The sequence below is a fragment of the Stenotrophomonas sp. STEN008 genome, from assembly GCF_056760435.1.
Genome location: NZ_JBRRET010000013.1, coordinates 63,589 through 80,690, shown reverse-complemented (window position 1 = coordinate 80,690; position 17,102 = coordinate 63,589). Strand labels below are relative to the sequence as shown.

Genomic DNA, 17,102 nt, shown 5'->3' with positions numbered 1-17,102 from the left:
GCGCCCCCTCAGGAGGATAGCGCCCTTCTCGAATACCAGACACGAAGCCAAGAATGGATCGCGACTGAAAAGCTATTTTTTCCGAGAAGTAGTCATATGACTTCTTGGTATCCCGCAACATCGTAAGCCACCGATTAGATTGATGTTGGACCGACAACGCGTCCGTTGACGTCAAGTTCGTAGAAGTCTGCCGTGCCATCCTCCGAAGTGCGGATCAATACGCTCTTGACCCTCCCACGCGCCGTCGAATCTCTGATTCTGTCCCCTTCCACTTCACCCACTTTTGCATCCAAGCGTTTATCGATCCATTCACTATCCATCTGCCGCGTACCGTCCCTGTACGGTCCACCCAACCGGCCCGTGTTGTACTTCGCTTCGGTGATCACATAGTCGGGCGGCGGATCCGGGTGGCTGTAGACCCCATCGATGCCATTCTCTCCCGGACGATACACGCCATCGGTCTTTCCCACTGGCGTCAGGCCCTTGTCCAGCATCGCTTGATGCGCCCTCGCCTCACCGAACGCGGCACCTGCGGCGCGCGTGCGCGGCAGTCGGGTTTCCACCACCCTATCGGCGTCCGGCGCCCGGCTTTCCGTGTGCCGACGCTTGCGCAAGCGCAATGCCCGCGCCAATGCGGTGAACGCCTCGCCCAGCTCGTCCAGCAGCGCTGCCAGACGCTGCCCCAACCGCCCGATCCGGGCCGCCCAGGTTGCGCCGCCATAGGCGGTTCCGGCCGTGCCTGCGCTGAACGCGCCCAGCAGCACGCTGATCACGACATCGAGCGCAAACTGGCTGCCGTAGCGCTGGGTCAGCTCCTGCAGCTCGTCTGGCGGCACCGCCTTCGCCCAGTCCGCGGGGAACGCCGCCAACAGCTGCCAGGTCGGGCCGTCGTCGAACAGCAGGATCAGCTGCTCCTTGATCGCACTGGCCTTGTCCAGCACCTGCTCGCCTGCTGCACGATGCCCCGCGATGCGTGCATCCAGCCCGTCCCAGTCGCCCGTCAGCAGCAGTCCGCTCAGTTCGCGCAGTTCCGCATCGGCCTTGAAGCGCAGCACCGCCAGCCGCCACACCGCTTCCACGCTGCCGCTGGCCCAGTCCCATGTGCCTCTGGCCTGGCCTTCGATGCGATTCAGTTCCATCAGGAAGGCCTGATGCGCAGCGCTGGCACTGTTCCATTGCCGCCAGTCCGCAGCAAAATCCTGCCGGGTCTGCTGCACGATGCGCTGCAGGGCCGCGCGAAGGCGTTCGCGGCAGGCCTCGATCTCAGCCGAGTCGGTGCTGTCGGCCTCGTGCTGGTAGATCACCTGCACCGGCCCCACGCTTACCTGCGGCAGGCGTGCACGACCTTCGTCATCGAGATGGCCGCTGAGCACGCGGCCATCGGACAGGGTCGCCCGGTAACTGACACCGCGCGCGGGCGTGCAGTCCAGGTCGCCGTAGTGGCAATGCAGCACGACCTCGCGCGTAGCGACCGCATCGCGGGCAACGAAACCGCTGGGCGGCGGCGTGGCGTTCCACAGGTTCACTGCTGCCGGCGCGGCCGGCGCCGCGGAGACCGACGCACCGCCACCGCCACCGCCGTCAACCACGTACACCAGCGACTGAGCGCCTCCGAGCAGCCTGCAGCCACAGGCCAGCGAATCGCCTTCGCGCGCGATCGGCTTGCCGTCGAGGATCAGCGTCGGGTCACCGGTGACGATCTCGAACGCGCCGCCATGCTTCGGGCACGTTGCCTTGTCGCCCACGCAGGCGACGGCCTTGCCTTCGATATCCGTATTCGACGATCCGGTCAGCACCCGCCCGCCGCCCGTGGTGGCGTCGCCCACCACGATCCACATCCGTGCCATCTGCCATCCGCAAGGAACTTCGATGGCTTCAGGTGACCGGCCGCACGCAGCGCAGGCAATTCAACGCTGACGCAATTGCCTCGACTGCCTGTAAAACGCCTTGCAGCGCAGGCAATTACCGTGGGTGACGCATTCGCCCTATCGTGCTGCAGGCAGGGCTATCGCGTCAGTTTTGCGTGGGGCCTGCCGGAACGCAGCCCCCACCGCGTCTGCTCAGCCTGCCCGACCCGGCGCCACCACCTGTGCACTGGCCGGCCATTGCACCACGGCTTCCAGTCCGCCCTCGGCACGGTTGCGCAGCCACAGCCGCGCGCCGTCCTTCTCGGCCAGAGCGCGCGCAATGGTCAGGCCCAGCCCGGCCCCACCGGTTTCGCGCGAACGCGAGGTCTCCACCCGCACGAACGGGTCGAACACGGCTTCCAGCTGGTCGTCGGCCAGGCCGGGGCCATCATCGGCCACCACCACGGTGATGCTGCCGCCGCCCCGCTCGATGCGCACCCGCACGCGCTGGCCGTACATCACCGCGTTGTCCACCAGGTTCGAGAACAGGCGGTGCATCGCCAGTGGCCGCAGCATCAGCACCGCATCGCTCCTGCCCTCGAAGACGACATCGGCACCACCTTCTGCGGTGTCCTCGACGATGCTCTCCAGCAGCGAATCCAGGTCCAGTGCAGCGCGCTGCTCGGCGCTCTCGGCACTTCGGGCCAGTTCCAGGCCTTCGCGGACCAGTGCCTGCATCGCAGCCAGATCGCCGATCAGGCGCTCGCGCAGTGCCTCATCGGTCACGTTCTCCAGCCGCAGGCGCAGGCGGGTCAGCGGTGTCTGCAGATCGTGGGTGATCGCCGCCAGCATCTGCGTACGCTCGGCCAGGTGTCGCTGCAGGCGGTGCTGCATGGCATTGAAGGCCTCGGCGGCGCGCTGCACTTCACGCGGACCGCGCAGCGGCAGCGGATCGCGCTGCAGGTCGTCGCCAAGATCCTCGGCGGCGGCGGCCAGCTCCTGCAGCGGTGCGCTGGCCATGCGGGCCACGATGTAGGCCAGTACCGCGATGGCCAGCACAAGCAGGGTCAGGAACAGCGGGTCCACGGCCAGGATGCCGTTGTGGGCCACCGCAGGGGAATCCAGTGCCAGCTTCAGCAACGTACCGTCGTTGAGGGTGACGTCCACCGCGCGGCATTTGGGCGGGATGAACGCCGGATCGCGCTCGCGAGGATGCTTGCGGTAGCCGGGCGGCGGCGGTGGCAGCAGTTCCTGCAGCCTGGGAATGCAGGAGCGGAACGAAGTGAAGTGCACCTGCGCCCGCGCGACCGGGCCCGGGCGGTCCTCCAGCACTTCCATCAGCGCAGCATCGGCGCGTCCCACGCGCGCACCGGACTGCAGCGCGCGCACGCTCGGCCCGCCCACTTCCAGCAGGCGCTCGCGCAGCTCGGGATTGCCGTCGAGCAGATTGACGTAGCCCTGCAGGCGATCGGCGATGCGGTTGAGGTTCTGCCGCTCGAACTCCTGCTGCCGCTTGGAGGTGGCCAGCATGGTCGCGCCGATCGCCGCCACCGACATGCCCAGCAGCAGGATCACGAACAGCCGCCCGACCATCGAGGACAGAAAGTGGCGCAGGCGATTCATCGCGGCTTATTCCAGGTTGACGGCCGAGGCGAGGACATAGCCTTCGTTGCGCACGGTCTTGATCAGCCCATCGGGACCGCCATCGTCACCCAGCTTGTTGCGCAGGCGGCTGACCTGCAGGTCGATCGCGCGATCCTGCGCCTCATAGTTACGGCCGCTGCTGAGCGCGACCAGCTGCTCGCGCGACAGGACCTTGTTGGCATGTGCGATGAACACCCGCAGCAGGCGGAACTCCGCGCCGGACAGCACCACCACGCGCCCGTCCGGATCGACCAGGTGGCGGTGCTCCAGATCGAACACCCAGCGCGAGAATCGTGCACGGCGCACCGCCAGTGGCTCCAGATTGGCCGGCAGGGCTTCGGTACGGCGCAGCACGTTGCGGATGCGCGCCAGCAGCTCGCGCGGCTCGAACGGCTTGGCCAGATAGTCATCGGCGCCCATTTCCAGGCCCAGCACGCGATCGATCGGTTCCGCGCGGGCGGTCAGCATGATCACCGGCGTGTTCGAGCGAGCGCGCAGGTCACGGCACAGGGTCAGGCCATCCTCGCGCGGCAGGTTGAGGTCGAGCACGATCAGGTCCACGTGTTCGCGCTCCAGCAGCTGGCGCATGCTGGTGCCGTCGGCCGCCGTGCTGACCTGGTAGCCGGCGCGGCCGAGCTGTTCGGCCAGCAGGGTGCGGATGTCGTTGTCGTCGTCGACGATCAGCAGTCGATGCATCGGGTTTTCAGTCTCCATGTCGCGGATCATCCCGTGTCGGGAGCTGAACCGCATCCTGGCCAATGCGTACCACTGTATCCACCCGCGGGCCGGATACCTGTCGATACGCGCTTTCGCCGACAGTGTTACACACAGACACACCCTGAGGATTGAGCGGTTGATCGCCCGGTCTTCACAATGCCCACCATCGCCGCCATCGCGGCACCGAGAGTGAAGCCACCACGTGATCCGCCGCCTGTTGCCCGCAACCCGCCGGGGCCGCCTGATGCTGGCCGCCCTGCTCGTCCTGATCGCTGCCGTGGCCGCCTGGTGGCTGCTGCGCAAGCCGGCCGCTCCGGCCCTGGCCACCACCCCCGTAGGCCGTGGCGACATCGAACAGACCGTTGAGGCGACCGGCGTGATCGACGCCTACAAGCTGGTCAGCGTAGGTGCGCAGGCCTCCGGCCAGATCAAATCGCTGAAGGTGCAGCTGGGCGATACGGTGAAGGAAGGCGACCTGATCGCCGAGATCGACGCCACCACCCAGCAGAACCAGGTACTCAACGCACAGGCCTCGCTGGACCAGGTGATCGCGCAGCGGGCGGTGCAGCAGGCGACACTGCGCCAGGCCGAGCTGGAATTCGCACGCCAGCAGCAGATGCTGGCCGCCGAGGCCACCTCCCGCCAGGAGTACGATGCCGCCGAAGCACAGCTGAAAACCGCGCGCGCCCAGCTGCAGTCCTACGAGGCACAGATCAAGGGTCGCGAAACCGAGCTGGGCACCGCCCGGGCCAACCTGGCCTACACCCGGATCACCGCGCCGATGGACGGCACCGTGGTCGCCGTGGTGGCCGAGGAAGGCCGCACGGTGAACGCCAACCAGACCGCGCCGACCATCGTCATGCTGGCGCGCCTGGACGTGGTGACGGTCAATGCCGAGGTGTCCGAGGCGGACGTTGTGAAGATCAAGGCCGGCATGCCGGTGTACTTCACCACGCTGGGCGACCCGGACCGGAAGTATCACGCCACGCTGCGGCAGATCAATCCGGCACCGGCATCGATCGCCAATGAAAGCTCGTCCAGCTCCAGCAGCTCTTCCAGTTCCAGCTCCAGCAGCGCGGTGTACTACAACGCCCTGTTCGACGTGGAGAACCCGGACGGCACCCTGCGCATCGACATGACCGCGCAGGTGTCGGTCCTGCTCAAGCAGGCCAAGGGCGTGCTGATGGTACCGGCGGTGGCACTGGGGCCGAAGACCCGCGACGGCGAGCGCGTGGTACGGGTGGTGGATGATCGGGGCCAGCCACAACCGCGCAAGGTCAAGGTCGGCATCAACAACGGTGCATCGGCTGAAATCCTCTCAGGCCTACAGGAGGGCGAACGCGTGGTGGTCGGCGAGGCCAGCGCCGCAGCAGCGTCTGCGGGCGGCGGCAACCGGGGAGGCATGCAGATGCGCGTCGGCGGCCCGGGCATGGGCCCGCGCCGATGAGCACGACGGCGCCGTTGCTGCGCCTGCGTGACCTGCGACGCGAGTTCCCGGCCGGCGACGACGTCATTGCCGTACTGCGCGACGTCAACCTGGACATCCACGCCGGCGAAATGGTCGCCATCGTCGGCCAGTCCGGTTCGGGCAAGTCCACCCTGATGAACATCCTCGGCTGCCTGGATCGCCCCACCCGGGGCAGCTACCAGGTGGCCGGCCGAGAAACCGGCCGGATGCAGCCGGACGAGCTGGCCGAACTGCGGCGCGGGCATTTCGGCTTCATCTTCCAGCGCTACCACCTGCTCGGTGACCTGGATGCACGCGGCAACGTGGAAGTGCCGGCGGTATACGCGGGCAGCCCCGGCCCGGTACGCAACGCGCGGGCCGAGCAGCTGCTGCAACGGCTCGGGCTGGGCGATCGCATGCATCACAAGCCGGGCCAGCTGTCCGGTGGCCAGCAGCAGCGCGTGTCGATCGCGCGTGCACTGATGAACGGCGGGGAGGTGATCCTGGCCGATGAACCCACCGGCGCCCTGGATACGAAATCCGGCGAAGAGGTGATGGCAATCCTGGGCGAGCTGCATGCCGAGGGACATACCATCATCATCGTCACCCACGACATGAGCGTGGCCGAGCATGCCCAGCGCATCATCGAGATCCGCGATGGCGAGATCATCGCCGACCGCGCCAATCCTGATGCGCCGTCCTACCGCGCGCGACGCGAGGCCAGCACCGGTGTTGCCCACGGCAACAGCTGGCGCGCAGCGCGCGACCGATTCACCGAAGCGTTCCGCATGGCCCTGCTGGCGATGAACGCGCATCGCCTGCGCACGTTCCTGACCATGCTCGGCATCATCATCGGCATTGCTTCGGTGGTCTCGGTGGTCGCGCTCGGCAACGGCTCGCAGCAGCAGATCCTGCAGAACATCAGCGCGCTGGGAACCAACACCATCGATGTGTATCCCGGCCGCGGTTTCGGCGACATGCGCTCTGCACGGGTGCAGACGCTCAAGGCCAGCGATGCCGATGCGCTCTCACGGCAGAGCTACGTGGACAGCGCCACGCCCAGCGTGTCGACCTCGGTCACCGCGCGTTACCGCAACCAGTCCTCCACCGCCCAGGTCAGCGGCGTTGGCGAGCAGTTCTTCCGGGTGAAGGGCGTGACCCTGCTCAGTGGCAGCTTCTTCGATGCCGATGCGGTGCGAGGGCTGGCCCAGGTCGCGATCATCGACGAGAACACCCAGACCCAGTTCTTCCCCGGCGTCGATCCTGTCGGCCAGGTCATCCTGCTCGGCAACGTTCCGGTGCGGGTGGTCGGTGTCGCCAAGCGGCAGAGCTTCGGTTTTGGTGGCAGCACCAGTCTCAGCGTCTGGGTGCCGTACACGACCGTGATGTCACGCATGCTGGGCCAGAGTCACGTCTCCAGCATCACCGTGCGCGTGGATGACGCCACACCGATGGACGCCGCGCAGGAGGCGATCACCCGCCTGCTGACGATGCGCCATGGTACCGAGGATTTCTTCCTCAGCAACAGCGCCGAAATCCGCGAGACCATCGAGCAGACCACACGCACGATGACCCTGCTGATCGGCGCGATCGCCGCCATCGCACTGCTGGTCGGTGGCATCGGCGTGATGAACATCATGCTGGTCTCGGTCACCGAGCGGACCCGCGAGATCGGTGTGCGCATGGCCGTGGGCGCCCGGCAGAGTGACATCCGCCAGCAGTTCCTGATCGAGGCGGTGCTGGTGTGCCTGCTCGGAGGCCTGCTCGGCGTCGGCCTGGCGCTGCTGCTGGGCTCGATGATCGGACGTTTCGCCAGCGACTTCCAGGTGCTGTTCTCCACCGCTTCGATCATCGCCGCATTTGCCTGTTCCACCCTGATCGGCGTGGGCTTCGGCTTCCTTCCCGCGCGCAATGCCGCGCAGCTCGACCCGGTGGAGGCCCTGGCCCGCGAATGAAGACGATGCCCATGCTCCCCTTTCCTGCTCCCTCGCGCCTGCTGCTGGCCGGCGCCGTACTGATTGCCCTGTCCGGCTGTGCCTCGGTCGGCCGTTATCCGGTTGCCGATCCCGACGTGGCTGCTACTTATGGGCGTGGCAATGCCGCACTCAACGCACCGGTGGACGCTCCGCGCAGCAGCCTGGATACGCCTGCCCGCGACATCCGAGAGGATGTCTGGTGGAGCGGTTTCGGCGATGAACGTCTGGACCGGCTGGTAGCCCGGGCGCTGGCCGCCAACAGTGACCTTGCCGCCGCCGGCCTGGCCGTGCAGCGTTCCCGCCTGCAGGCCGGGCTGGCCAGCAACGCGCTTTGGCCACAACCGTCCTCGTCGGGCGTCAGTGGCAGCGGCAGCCGTGCCACCGACCAGGCCGACGACTGGCGCCGCAGCTATTCCACCGGCGTTTCGCTGGCCTGGGAAGTCGATCTGTGGGGCCGGCTGAGGACCCAGCGCGACATCGCACGCTGGGAGGCTGAAGCCACCGAGGAAGATCGACAGAACACCGCCCTGCTGGTGATCGGCGATGCCATCAGCCAGTACTGGGCGTTGGCGTATCTCAACCAGTCGATCAGCACCGGCCAGGCCAACCTGGAGCGGCTGGAACGCACCCGCGAACTGGTCCAGGCCCGTTTCGACGCCGGTGCGGTTTCGCGCCTGGAAGTACGCCAGGCCCTGCAGAACCTGCAGTCGCAGCGCGCTGCGCAGAGTGCGCTGGAACAGCAGCGCGTGGAAGTGCGCAATGCGCTGACCGTGCTGCTCGACGGCACCCCGTGGCCGCAACAGGACGAGCCGCAGAACCTGCTGCAGGCACGCAGCCCTGCCATCGCTGAAGGCCTGCCGGCGGACCTGCTCGCTCGCCGTCCCGACCTGCGCGCGGCCGAGCTGCGGCTGCGCAACAGCCTGAAGACGATCAGGGTCACCGCCACCCAGTACTACCCGGCGTTGAGCCTGACCGGCAGCCTCGGTTCCAGCGCGACCTCGCTGGGCGATGTCCTGCGCAATCCGGTGGCCACGCTCGGTGCCGGCCTGTCCCTGCCCTTCCTCAACCTGCAGCGCGCACAGCTGGATACCGACGTGGCCGGTACCAACTACCAGATCGCCGCGACCGGGTTCCGCAAGACGCTGTACACCGCGCTGTCGGAAGTGGACAACGCGCTGTCGGCACGCGAGCAGCTGGCGCGCCAGGTGGCGGCGTCGCAGGCCTCGTATGACGAGGCGGTGGAAGTGGAACGCATGCAGGAAGTGCGCTACCGCGTCGGTGCCACCGACCTGCGGACCTGGCTGGAAGCCCAGCAGACCCGGCGCGATGCGGAGTTGTCACTGGCCCGCGTCCGGCAGAGCCAGTTGACCAACGATGTGACGCTGTTCAAGGCGCTGGGCGGCAGCGCGGGGTAGCGCCGGGCCATGCCCGGCGGCGTGGAGCGCGGCACGCCATGAGCGTGGTCGGACTGGATCCGCCGGGCATGGCCCGGCGCTGCCACGGGACGATCAGCCGCGCTGGCGCACGGTCTCGAACAGGCTGACGCCCGCGGCGACCGATACGTTCAGGCTCTCGATCTCGCCCGGCATCGGGATCTTGACCAGTCCATCGCAGTTCTCGCGGGTCAGGCGGCGCAGGCCGTCGGCTTCACCCCCCAGCACCAGGGCGATGTTGCCCTTCAGGTCCAGATCGTACAGCGACGCGGTCGCTTCACCGGCCAGGCCGTAGATCCACACGCCCTGCTTCTGCAGATCCTTCAGGCAGCGCGACAGGTTGGTCACGGCCACCACCGGGATACGGTCGGCGGCGCCGGCCGAGGTCTTGCGCACGGTGGCATTCACCGTCGCCGACTTGTCCTTGGGAATGATCACCGCAGTGGCACCGGCCGCCGCGGCCGAACGCAGGCAGGCGCCCAGGTTGTGCGGGTCCTGTACCTCATCCAGCACCAGCAGCAGGGCCCGGCCTTCAGCGGCAGTGACCAGGCCTTCCAGTTCATTCTCGCTGTAGGTGCGCGCAGCGGCATAGCGCGCGGCCACGCCCTGGTGGCGGACCGCACCGCCAACGCCGTCCAGCGCCTGCGCGGTGACCCGGCGGACATCGATCCCCTTGCGGCGCGCGTTCTCTTCGATTTCGGTCAGGCGTGGATTCTTCGCACCGGCCTCGACCAGCACTTCGCGGACGTTCTCGGCGTCGTTCTCGATGGAGGAGGCGACGGCGTTGACGCCGACGATCCACTGGCTGTTCTTGCTCATGCGGGCGGGACCGGAAAGGGGGTGGCTATGGTAGAGCATCGGCGACGGCCGCGCTTCGCGCTCGCCGGGCAGGCCCGGCGCTACCCGCCGTTCACCCGTCGGCTGAACGGCTGCGCGGCGGCCAGTGTGGCGTGTCGTGGTCGGGATGCTGGTGGGAAACGATCGCAGCCAGGAAGTCCAGTGCCGCCACGTCCTCCTCCGTCCGCCGTGCCGGCAGGCTGCCCAGGGCATCGACGAAGGGCAGCTTGCGCTCGACACCGTACTGGATCGTCGGCGGCAACCGGTCCGGCTGGTCAAACGCCCCCGCCGCCACGGCCATGCCGTCGGGGGCTTCATAGGTCAGCGGCGTGCCGCAGTCGCCGCAGAAACCGCGCCGGACCACATTGGAGGACTGGAAGTAGCGCGGCTGGCCGCGGGTCCAGCTGAACTGCACGCCGCGCACCGAGACCAAAGGCGCGTAATACGCGCCAAAGGCCTTCTGGCACATCCGGCAGTGGCAGATCGAACTGTCGGACAGCTCACCGCGCACCTGGAAGCGGATGGCACCGCACTGGCAGCCGCCGCTGTACTCGGGTTGGCCCTGCATGCTGCTTTCCTCCGGAACGGGCTCTACGGATCAGTACTTCTCTTTCCTGCGCTTGGCCGGTTTGCCGCGTTCGGGCAGCGGCGACAGTCCTGCCTCTTCTTCCTCGCCCTTGTGTTCGACCAGCCGGAAGTCGATCTTGCGCTCTTCCATGCTGGCCTTCAGTACGAGGATGCGCACGCGGTCACCCAGCCGGTAGCTGCTGCCACGACGTTCACCGGTCAGTGTCTTGCGGGTCGCATCGAACTTGTAATAATCCTGCGGCAGCTGGGTGACATGGACCAGGCCCTGCACCTTGGAATCGTCCAGTTCCACGAACAGACCGAAGCTGGTCACGCCACTGATCACGCCATCGAACTGACCGCCGACATGCTTCTCCATCCACGCGGCCCGGTAACGCTCGTCGACCTCGCGTTCGGCCTCGTCAGCGCGGCGCTCGCGCTCGGAGCACTGCAGCGCCAGCGCTGCCATCTCGCGTGCGGTGTAGGTGAACTTGTCCAGCGGCTTGCCCGACAACGCATGCTTGATCGCGCGATGCACCAGCAGATCGGGATAGCGGCGGATCGGCGAAGTGAAGTGCGCGTACGCCTCCAGCGCGAGCCCGAAGTGACCGTGGTTGTCCGGACTGTAGACGGCCAGGCTCTGGCTGCGCAGCAGCACCGACTCCAGCAGGGTGGCATCGGGACGGTCGCGGATCTTCTTCAACAGCTTGGTGTAGTCACCGGGGCGCACCTTCGACCACGGCGGCAGACTCAGCTTGAACTCCTTGAGGAATTCCAGCAGGTCGGCGTACTTGGTCTCCGGCGGCTTCTCGTGGACGCGGTACGGCGCCGGCACATGGTGCGACAGCAGGTACTTCGCCGCCTCCACGTTGGCGGCGATCATGCATTCCTCGATCAGCTTGTGCGCGTCGTTGCGCACCAGCATGCCGGCCTGGGTGACTTCGCCACGGTTGTCCAGCACGAAGCGCACTTCGCTGCTCTCGAACTCGATGGCCCCCCGCTTGGCACGTGCCTTGGCCAGCACCTTGTACAGCTGGTGCAGGCGCTGCACCTGGGGCAGCAGATCGCCGATGACGGCCTTTGCGCCGGCATCGTCCTCGCCCACGGCCTGCCACACCTGGGTGTAGGTCAGGCGTGCGTGCGAATTCATCACCGCTTCGTAGAAGCGCGAGTGGACGACCTGGCCATCGCGGTCGATCTGCATGTCGCAGACGAAGCACATGCGGTCGACCTTGGGCATCAGCGAGCAGATACCGTTGGACAGGGTCTCCGGCAGCATCGGTACGACGAAGCCCGGGAAGTACACCGAGGTAGCGCGCTTCTGCGCCTCCTCATCCAGCGGCGTGCCCGGACGCACATAGTTGGAGACATCGGCGATGGCCACCACCAGACGGAATCCCTCCGCGTTCGGCTCGCAATACACCGCATCGTCGAAGTCCTTGGCATCCTCGCCATCGATGGTCACCAGCGGCGTGCGACGCAGGTCGACGCGGTCGCCGATCATCGCCGGCTCGACCACCAGCGGCACCGCGGCGGCCTCGTCCAGCACCTCCTGCGGAAACTCGAACGGCAGCTCGTGGCCGTGGATGGCGGTCTCCACCACCAGCGAGGCGGTCAGCTTGTCACCCAGTACCGCGATGATGCGGCCGATCGGCGGACGGCGGCTGTCCGGCGCCTGCGTCAGCTCGCAGACCACCAGCTGGCCATCACGCGCACCTCCGGTCTGATCAGGCGGCACCTGCACGTTGCGCTGCACGCGCTTGTCATCAGGCACCACGTAATTGATGCCCATCTCGATGCTGAAGCGACCGATCAGGCGGGTCATGCCGCGCTCGAGCACGCGGGCGATGCTGCCTTCGCGGCGGCCGCGATGATCGATGCCGGTGACACGCGCCAGCACCTTGTCGCCGTGCATCACCTTGCGCATTTCATAGGGCGGCAGGAACAGGTCGTCGCCGCCCTCGACCGGGCGCAGGAACCCGAATCCTTCCGGATTGGCGATCACCACACCGGTGACCAGGCTCAGCGCCTGCACCGGCGCGAAACCTCCACGGCGGTTCTGCACCAGCTGGCCATCACGGACCATCGCACCCAGCCGGCGCGACAGCGCTTCGGCCCGGTCCGGCGCGGTCAGGCCCAGGCGGGCACCCAGCTCCTCGGCAGTCTGCGGCCCTTCGCAGCGCTCCAGCAGGGCCAGAATGGCCTCGCGGCTGGCGATGGGCTGTTCGTATTTCTCGGCTTCGCGGGACGCGTAGGGATCCTCGATCACCTTGCCGGCCGGCGGCAGCTTGCGGCCCGGCGCCGGTCCCGGGGCGTCGCCACCACGGCCCGGGCGACCGCGCGGCGGTGCGCCGCCCCCCCCCAGTTCCGGGAACCAGCCCGGCAGTGGCTTGCCCGGCTGGGAGGTACGGGCTGCACCCGTCTTGGCGCCCTTCTTCGGGGCCTGGCTGCGGGACTTGCTCCCGCCCTTGCTTGGTTTTTTGGTAGTCATCGCCCTCCATGGTAGCCGCTGACGGCGTGCAGAACCGGTCAGCGACCCGCTTGCAGGCGCCACGTGAAAAAACTCCGCGAAGTCGTTGACAGCCTGCGGATTCATCTTCACAATTGCGCCTCTGGAACGCCCAGGTGGCGGAATTGGTAGACGCACTAGTTTCAGGTACTAGCGGGTAAAACCGTGGAGGTTCGAGTCCTCTCCTGGGCACCAACGAAAAATCTCCTCGCCTCGGCGGGGATTTTTTTTGCCCGCGTTTCCTGCCGTCGTTCCGCAGCGTGGCCGGGCGTTCACAAGGGTGTTGACACCCCCGTCACGGCACCCCATAATCTCGCTCCTCGACGCCCAGGTGGCGGAATTGGTAGACGCACTAGTTTCAGGTACTAGCGGGTAAAACCGTGGAGGTTCGAGTCCTCTCCTGGGCACCACGTCGAGACTGAGAAAAACCCGCGAAAGCGGGTTTTTTCATGTCCGGGCGCCAGCCAACGGGATCAGAACAGCGGTCGCAGCACCAGCTCCAGGCCCAGCAGCAGCAGGAAGCCCAGGAAGCACACGCGGAACACCCGCGCACTGATCCGCTGCCGGATCACCTGCCCCAGCCACATGCCCGCCAGCGCCGGCAACACCGCCAGCGCGCTCAATCCCAGCTGCTGCACACCGAATGCGCCGTGCAGCACCAGCCCGCCCGTCAACGAGAGGGTCGACACCGTGAACGCCAGGCCCAGCGCCTGCACCAGCTCTTCGCGTTGCAGCCCCAGCGACTGCAGGTACGGCACCGCCGGCATCACGAACACTCCGGTCGCCCCGGTCACCACGCCGGACATCGCCCCCACCAGCGGGCCCAGCCAGCGCTCACGCCGCTGCGGCACACGGAATACCGGCGCAACCAAGGCGTACAGCGCATACACCACCAGCGCCACGCCCAGCGCCACGCGCGACCACGTGCGGTCGACCCGCACCAGCAACGTCGCCGCGCCCAGGGTCACCACCACCACGGCCAGCATCATCGGCCACAGGCGTCGCACGATCGGCCCCAGTGATGGCCCGGCCAGCAGTTGCCAGGCGTTGGTGACGAAGGTCGGAATGAACAGCATCGACGCCGCCGCCACCGGCGACAGCGCCCCTCCCAGCAGGCCCATCGCCACGGTCGGCAGGCCCATGCCGGTCACGCCCTTGACCACCCCCGCCAGCATGAACACGGCGACCAGCAGACCATAGAAGAATGTCGTCTCGCTCATGCCGTCATTGGAACCGGCGCGCCTTCCGCGCACAATGCGGCTTATGCGCCTCACCCTTCGGCTGACCCGAAGGCAGGCGGCACGCAACGAGGGCCGTGACATGCGGATGGACATCGCCGACCTGCGCCTGTTCCTGGCCGTGGCCGACGCCGGCAGCATCACCGCAGGCGCCGCGCAGGCGAACCTGGCGCTGGGCTCTGCCAGCGAACGCCTGCGGGCGATCGAGAACGACGCGGGCACCGCGCTGCTGGTGCGTCACCCGCGCGGCGTGAGCCTGACCGAAGCCGGTGCCGCCCTCGCCCACCACGCGCGCCAGATCCTGCATCAACAGGCACAGCTGCGGGGCGAACTGCAGGCCTTCGCGAAGGGCGCGCGCGGCACCCTGCACCTGTATGCCAACACCGCCGCACTGACCAGCTACCTGCCTTCCCGGTTGGCTCCCTGGCTGGCCGAACGCCCACGCCTGCACGTCGAACTGCACGAACGCACCAGCCCTGAAGTGGTCCGCGCCCTGACCGCTGGCCAGGCCGAAGCGGGAATCATCAGTGATGCGGTCGAGGCAACCGGCCTGCAACGCCATGTCGTTGCCGAGGATCCCCTGGTGATGCTGCTGCCCGCAGGCCATCGTTTCGCGGCCCGTCGCACGCTGGCCTTCGCCGATGTGGCCAGCGAAACCTTCGTCGCGCTGGCCGATGGCAATGCGCTGCAGACCTACATCGAAACGCAGGCACGCGACATCGGCCATCGGTTGGACGTGCGCATCCGCATGAAGACCTTCGAAGGCGTGTGCATCATGGTGGGTCACGGCATCGGCGTGGGTATCGTGCCGCGCACCATCGCGCGCCAGCACCGCCGCGCGACACAGGCGCTGGCAGTGCCCCTCGCGGATGCGTGGGCACAGCGCCGCCTGTGCGCCTGCTTCGCCGACTGGACACGGCTGTCGACAGCGATGCGCAGCCTGCTGCTGCACCTCGGCGTGGAAGCGGAGAAAAAAGCATGAAATGGTGTTGACACATCCGATGCCGTACCGCAGAATTCCCCTCCTGAGTCGCCCAGGTGGCGGAATTGGTAGACGCACTAGTTTCAGGTACTAGCGGGTAAAACCGTGGAGGTTCGAGTCCTCTCCTGGGCACCACGACTCATGATGATGAAACCCGCGAAAGCGGGTTTTTTCGTTTCCGGAATCCGCAGCGTCAACGCAAGGGCGACGCCTTCCGCGCGTTGCGCGAACGCCGCCTGGCAGAACTCACCACAGACAAAAACCCCGCCTTGCGGCGGGGTCGACATACGGCGCCGTGTTTGCGGGCAGTTTCAGTGCCCGCCACCGGCCGCTGCACCAGCACCGGCACCGAACGGCGGCTTGGCCAGCCACAGGAAGGTGATGATGGCCAGGAAGATCCAGCCCAGCAGGAAGAAGATGTCGTTGAAGCCCATCTGCGATGCCTGGTGGTTGATCATGGTGTTGAGCACCGCTGCACCATGCTGCAGGTCACCCTGCCCCATCGCCGCAACCTGGTCCTGCATGCCCGGCTGATAGGCCGAAATGTGTTCGGTCAGATCGGCGTGGTGCACCTGCGTGCGACGTGCCCACAGCCAGGTGGTCAGCGATGCTGCAAAGCTGCCGCCCAGCGTGCGCAGGAACGTGGCCAGGCCCGAACCCGCGGCAATTTCGCGACCATCCAGATCCGACAGCAGGATCTGCAGCACCGGCATGAAGAACAGCGCCACGCCGATGCCCATGATCAGCTGCACGCCGGCCACGTGCTGGAAGTCCACCTGCAGATTGAAGCCCGAGCGCAGGAAGCTGGTCATCGACAGGAACACGAAGGCGATGGTCGCCAGCATGCGCATGTCGAAGCGCGAGGCATACTTGCCCACGAACGGCGTCATGATCACCGGCAGCACGCCGATCGGCGCCGTCGCCAGCCCTGCCCAGATCGCCGTGTACCCCATGTCGCGCTGCAGCCACTGCGGAATCAGCAGGGCCACGCTGAAGAATGCGGCATAGGCCACCACCATCGCCAGCGTGCCGGCGCGGAAGTTGCGGTGGCGGAACAGTTTCAGGTCGACGATCGGGTCCTTGTCGGTCAGTTCCCAGATCAGGAAAACTGTCAGCGCCACGACCGCCACGCAGGCCAGCACCACGATCCGGGTGGAGGAGAACCAGTCCTCGTCGTTGCCCAGGTCGAGCACCAGCTGCAGTGCGCCGACGCCGATCACCAGCGTGATCAGGCCGACGTAGTCCATCTTCGGCTTCTCCACGTGTTCCGGACGGCCCTTCAGCTGGTTGCCCACCACCAGCGCGGCGAAGATGCCCAGGGGCACGTTGATCAGGAAGATCCATTCCCAGCTGTAGTTGTCCGTGATCCAGCCCCCGAGGATCGGCCCGCAGATCGGCGCGACCACGGTGATCATCGCCAGCAGCGCCAACGCCTGCCCGCGTTTCTCGCGTGGATAGATCGAGACCAGCAACGACTGCGTGATCGGATACATCGGGCCGGCCACGAAGCCCTGCAGGGCGCGCGATACCACCAGCATGCCCATGCTCTGCGCCAGGCCACACAACAGCGAGGTGATGACGAAGGCCAGCGTGGCCCAGACGAACAGCTTGCGCTCGCCGAAACGGCGGCTGAGCCAGCCGGTCAGCGGCAGTGCGATGGCCGTGCTGACCGCGAACGAAGTGATGACCCACGTCGCCTGCTGCGAACTGGCGCCGAGATTGCCGGCGATGGTCGGCAGCGAGACGTTGGCGATGGTGGTGTCGAGCACCTGCATGAAGGAGGCCATCGCCAGGCCCACGGTGCACAGGGCCACGCTAGGCGGCAGGAACCCGGCGGCCGCACCCGGCGCCGCCGGTGCGCCCGGGCTTCCGGGCGCGGCTGGAGCTTGGGCGGACATGGCGACC

At 67.1% G+C, this 17,102-nt stretch carries 11 protein-coding genes, 3 tRNA genes and 1 pseudogene; 7 read left to right on the top strand and 8 right to left on the bottom strand.

The features are described from left to right. Positions 1–134: 134 nt before the first annotated feature. The 3 genes from ACVOME_RS08900 to ACVOME_RS08890 all read right to left on the bottom strand — a co-directional run bounded on the left by ACVOME_RS08900 (position 135) and on the right by ACVOME_RS08890 (position 4,205). A complete protein-coding gene (locus ACVOME_RS08900; RefSeq protein WP_481504991.1) occupies positions 135–1,847 on the bottom strand; it encodes a PAAR domain-containing protein in 1,713 nt (570 codons plus the stop codon). Positions 1,848–2,060: 213 nt separating this feature from the next. Further along, positions 2,061–3,470 (bottom strand): ATP-binding protein, encoded by a 1,410-nt coding sequence (locus ACVOME_RS08895; RefSeq protein WP_053518188.1) that lies wholly within the window; start codon positions 3,468–3,470, stop codon positions 2,061–2,063. Positions 3,471–3,476: 6 nt separating this feature from the next. Further along, positions 3,477–4,205, bottom strand: coding sequence for a response regulator (locus ACVOME_RS08890; RefSeq protein ID WP_053518224.1), 729 nt, complete (start codon positions 4,203–4,205; stop codon positions 3,477–3,479). A 205-nt stretch (positions 4,206–4,410) separates the two neighbouring features. Between ACVOME_RS08890 and ACVOME_RS08885 the strand changes: the two genes are divergently transcribed. Genes ACVOME_RS08885 through ACVOME_RS08875 form a run of 3 tightly spaced genes read left to right on the top strand, consistent with a single transcriptional unit; the run spans position 4,411 to position 9,046 of the window. After that, a complete protein-coding gene (locus tag ACVOME_RS08885) occupies positions 4,411–5,655 on the top strand; it encodes an efflux RND transporter periplasmic adaptor subunit (RefSeq protein ID WP_111185757.1) in 1,245 nt (414 codons plus the stop codon). Beyond that, on the top strand, positions 5,652–7,610 hold the full coding sequence (locus ACVOME_RS08880; RefSeq protein WP_111185759.1) for a MacB family efflux pump subunit: 1,959 nt from the start codon (positions 5,652–5,654) through the stop codon (positions 7,608–7,610). The genes ACVOME_RS08885 and ACVOME_RS08880 overlap by 4 nt, the downstream gene beginning before the upstream one ends. Beyond that, positions 7,607–9,046, top strand: coding sequence for an efflux transporter outer membrane subunit (locus ACVOME_RS08875; RefSeq protein ID WP_481504990.1), 1,440 nt, complete (start codon positions 7,607–7,609; stop codon positions 9,044–9,046). Before ACVOME_RS08880 ends, ACVOME_RS08875 begins: the two co-directional genes overlap by 4 nt. Positions 9,047–9,139: 93 nt before the next feature. Here ACVOME_RS08875 and rlmB read toward each other — a convergent pair whose 3' ends face one another. From rlmB to rnr, 3 genes and pseudogenes are all read right to left on the bottom strand, one after another. After that, entirely contained in the window at positions 9,140–9,883 is a 744-nt protein-coding gene (gene rlmB / locus ACVOME_RS08870; protein ID WP_481504989.1) for a 23S rRNA (guanosine(2251)-2'-O)-methyltransferase RlmB, read from the bottom strand. Positions 9,884–9,974: 91 nt separating this feature from the next. After that, positions 9,975–10,469 carry a GFA family protein gene (locus tag ACVOME_RS08865; protein WP_481504988.1) on the bottom strand — a complete coding sequence of 165 codons (495 nt, stop codon included), beginning with the start codon at positions 10,467–10,469 and terminating at the stop codon, positions 9,975–9,977. 30 nt (positions 10,470–10,499) lie between these two features. Further along, a pseudogene (rnr, locus tag ACVOME_RS08860) lies at positions 10,500–12,728 on the bottom strand (ribonuclease R); the annotation flags it as partial. Between the two features lie 359 nt (positions 12,729–13,087). On the opposite strand from rnr, the gene ACVOME_RS08855 reads away from it, so the two are divergent. After that, positions 13,088–13,172 (top strand) — tRNA-Leu (locus ACVOME_RS08855). 130 nt (positions 13,173–13,302) lie between these two features. Then, positions 13,303–13,387 (top strand) — tRNA-Leu (locus ACVOME_RS08850). A gap of 63 nt (positions 13,388–13,450) precedes the next feature. Here ACVOME_RS08850 and ACVOME_RS08845 read toward each other — a convergent pair. Beyond that, positions 13,451–14,197, bottom strand: a complete 747-nt coding sequence (locus tag ACVOME_RS08845; RefSeq protein WP_065174710.1) for a sulfite exporter TauE/SafE family protein — start codon at positions 14,195–14,197, stop codon at positions 13,451–13,453. Between the two features lie 100 nt (positions 14,198–14,297). Between ACVOME_RS08845 and ACVOME_RS08840 the strand changes: the two genes are divergently transcribed. Then, the gene (locus ACVOME_RS08840; RefSeq protein ID WP_279924338.1) at positions 14,298–15,197 is read left to right on the top strand and encodes a LysR family transcriptional regulator; all 900 of its coding nucleotides are present in this window, start codon (positions 14,298–14,300) and stop codon (positions 15,195–15,197) included. Positions 15,198–15,247: 50 nt separating this feature from the next. Then, a tRNA-Leu gene (locus ACVOME_RS08835) sits at positions 15,248–15,332 on the top strand. Between the two features lie 176 nt (positions 15,333–15,508). On the opposite strand, the gene emrB is transcribed toward ACVOME_RS08835, so the two are convergent. Continuing rightward, complete coding sequence (gene emrB / locus ACVOME_RS08830; protein ID WP_053518356.1) at positions 15,509–17,095, bottom strand: multidrug efflux MFS transporter permease subunit EmrB; 1,587 nt, start codon at positions 17,093–17,095, stop codon at positions 15,509–15,511. Positions 17,096–17,102: the final 7 nt, after the last annotated feature.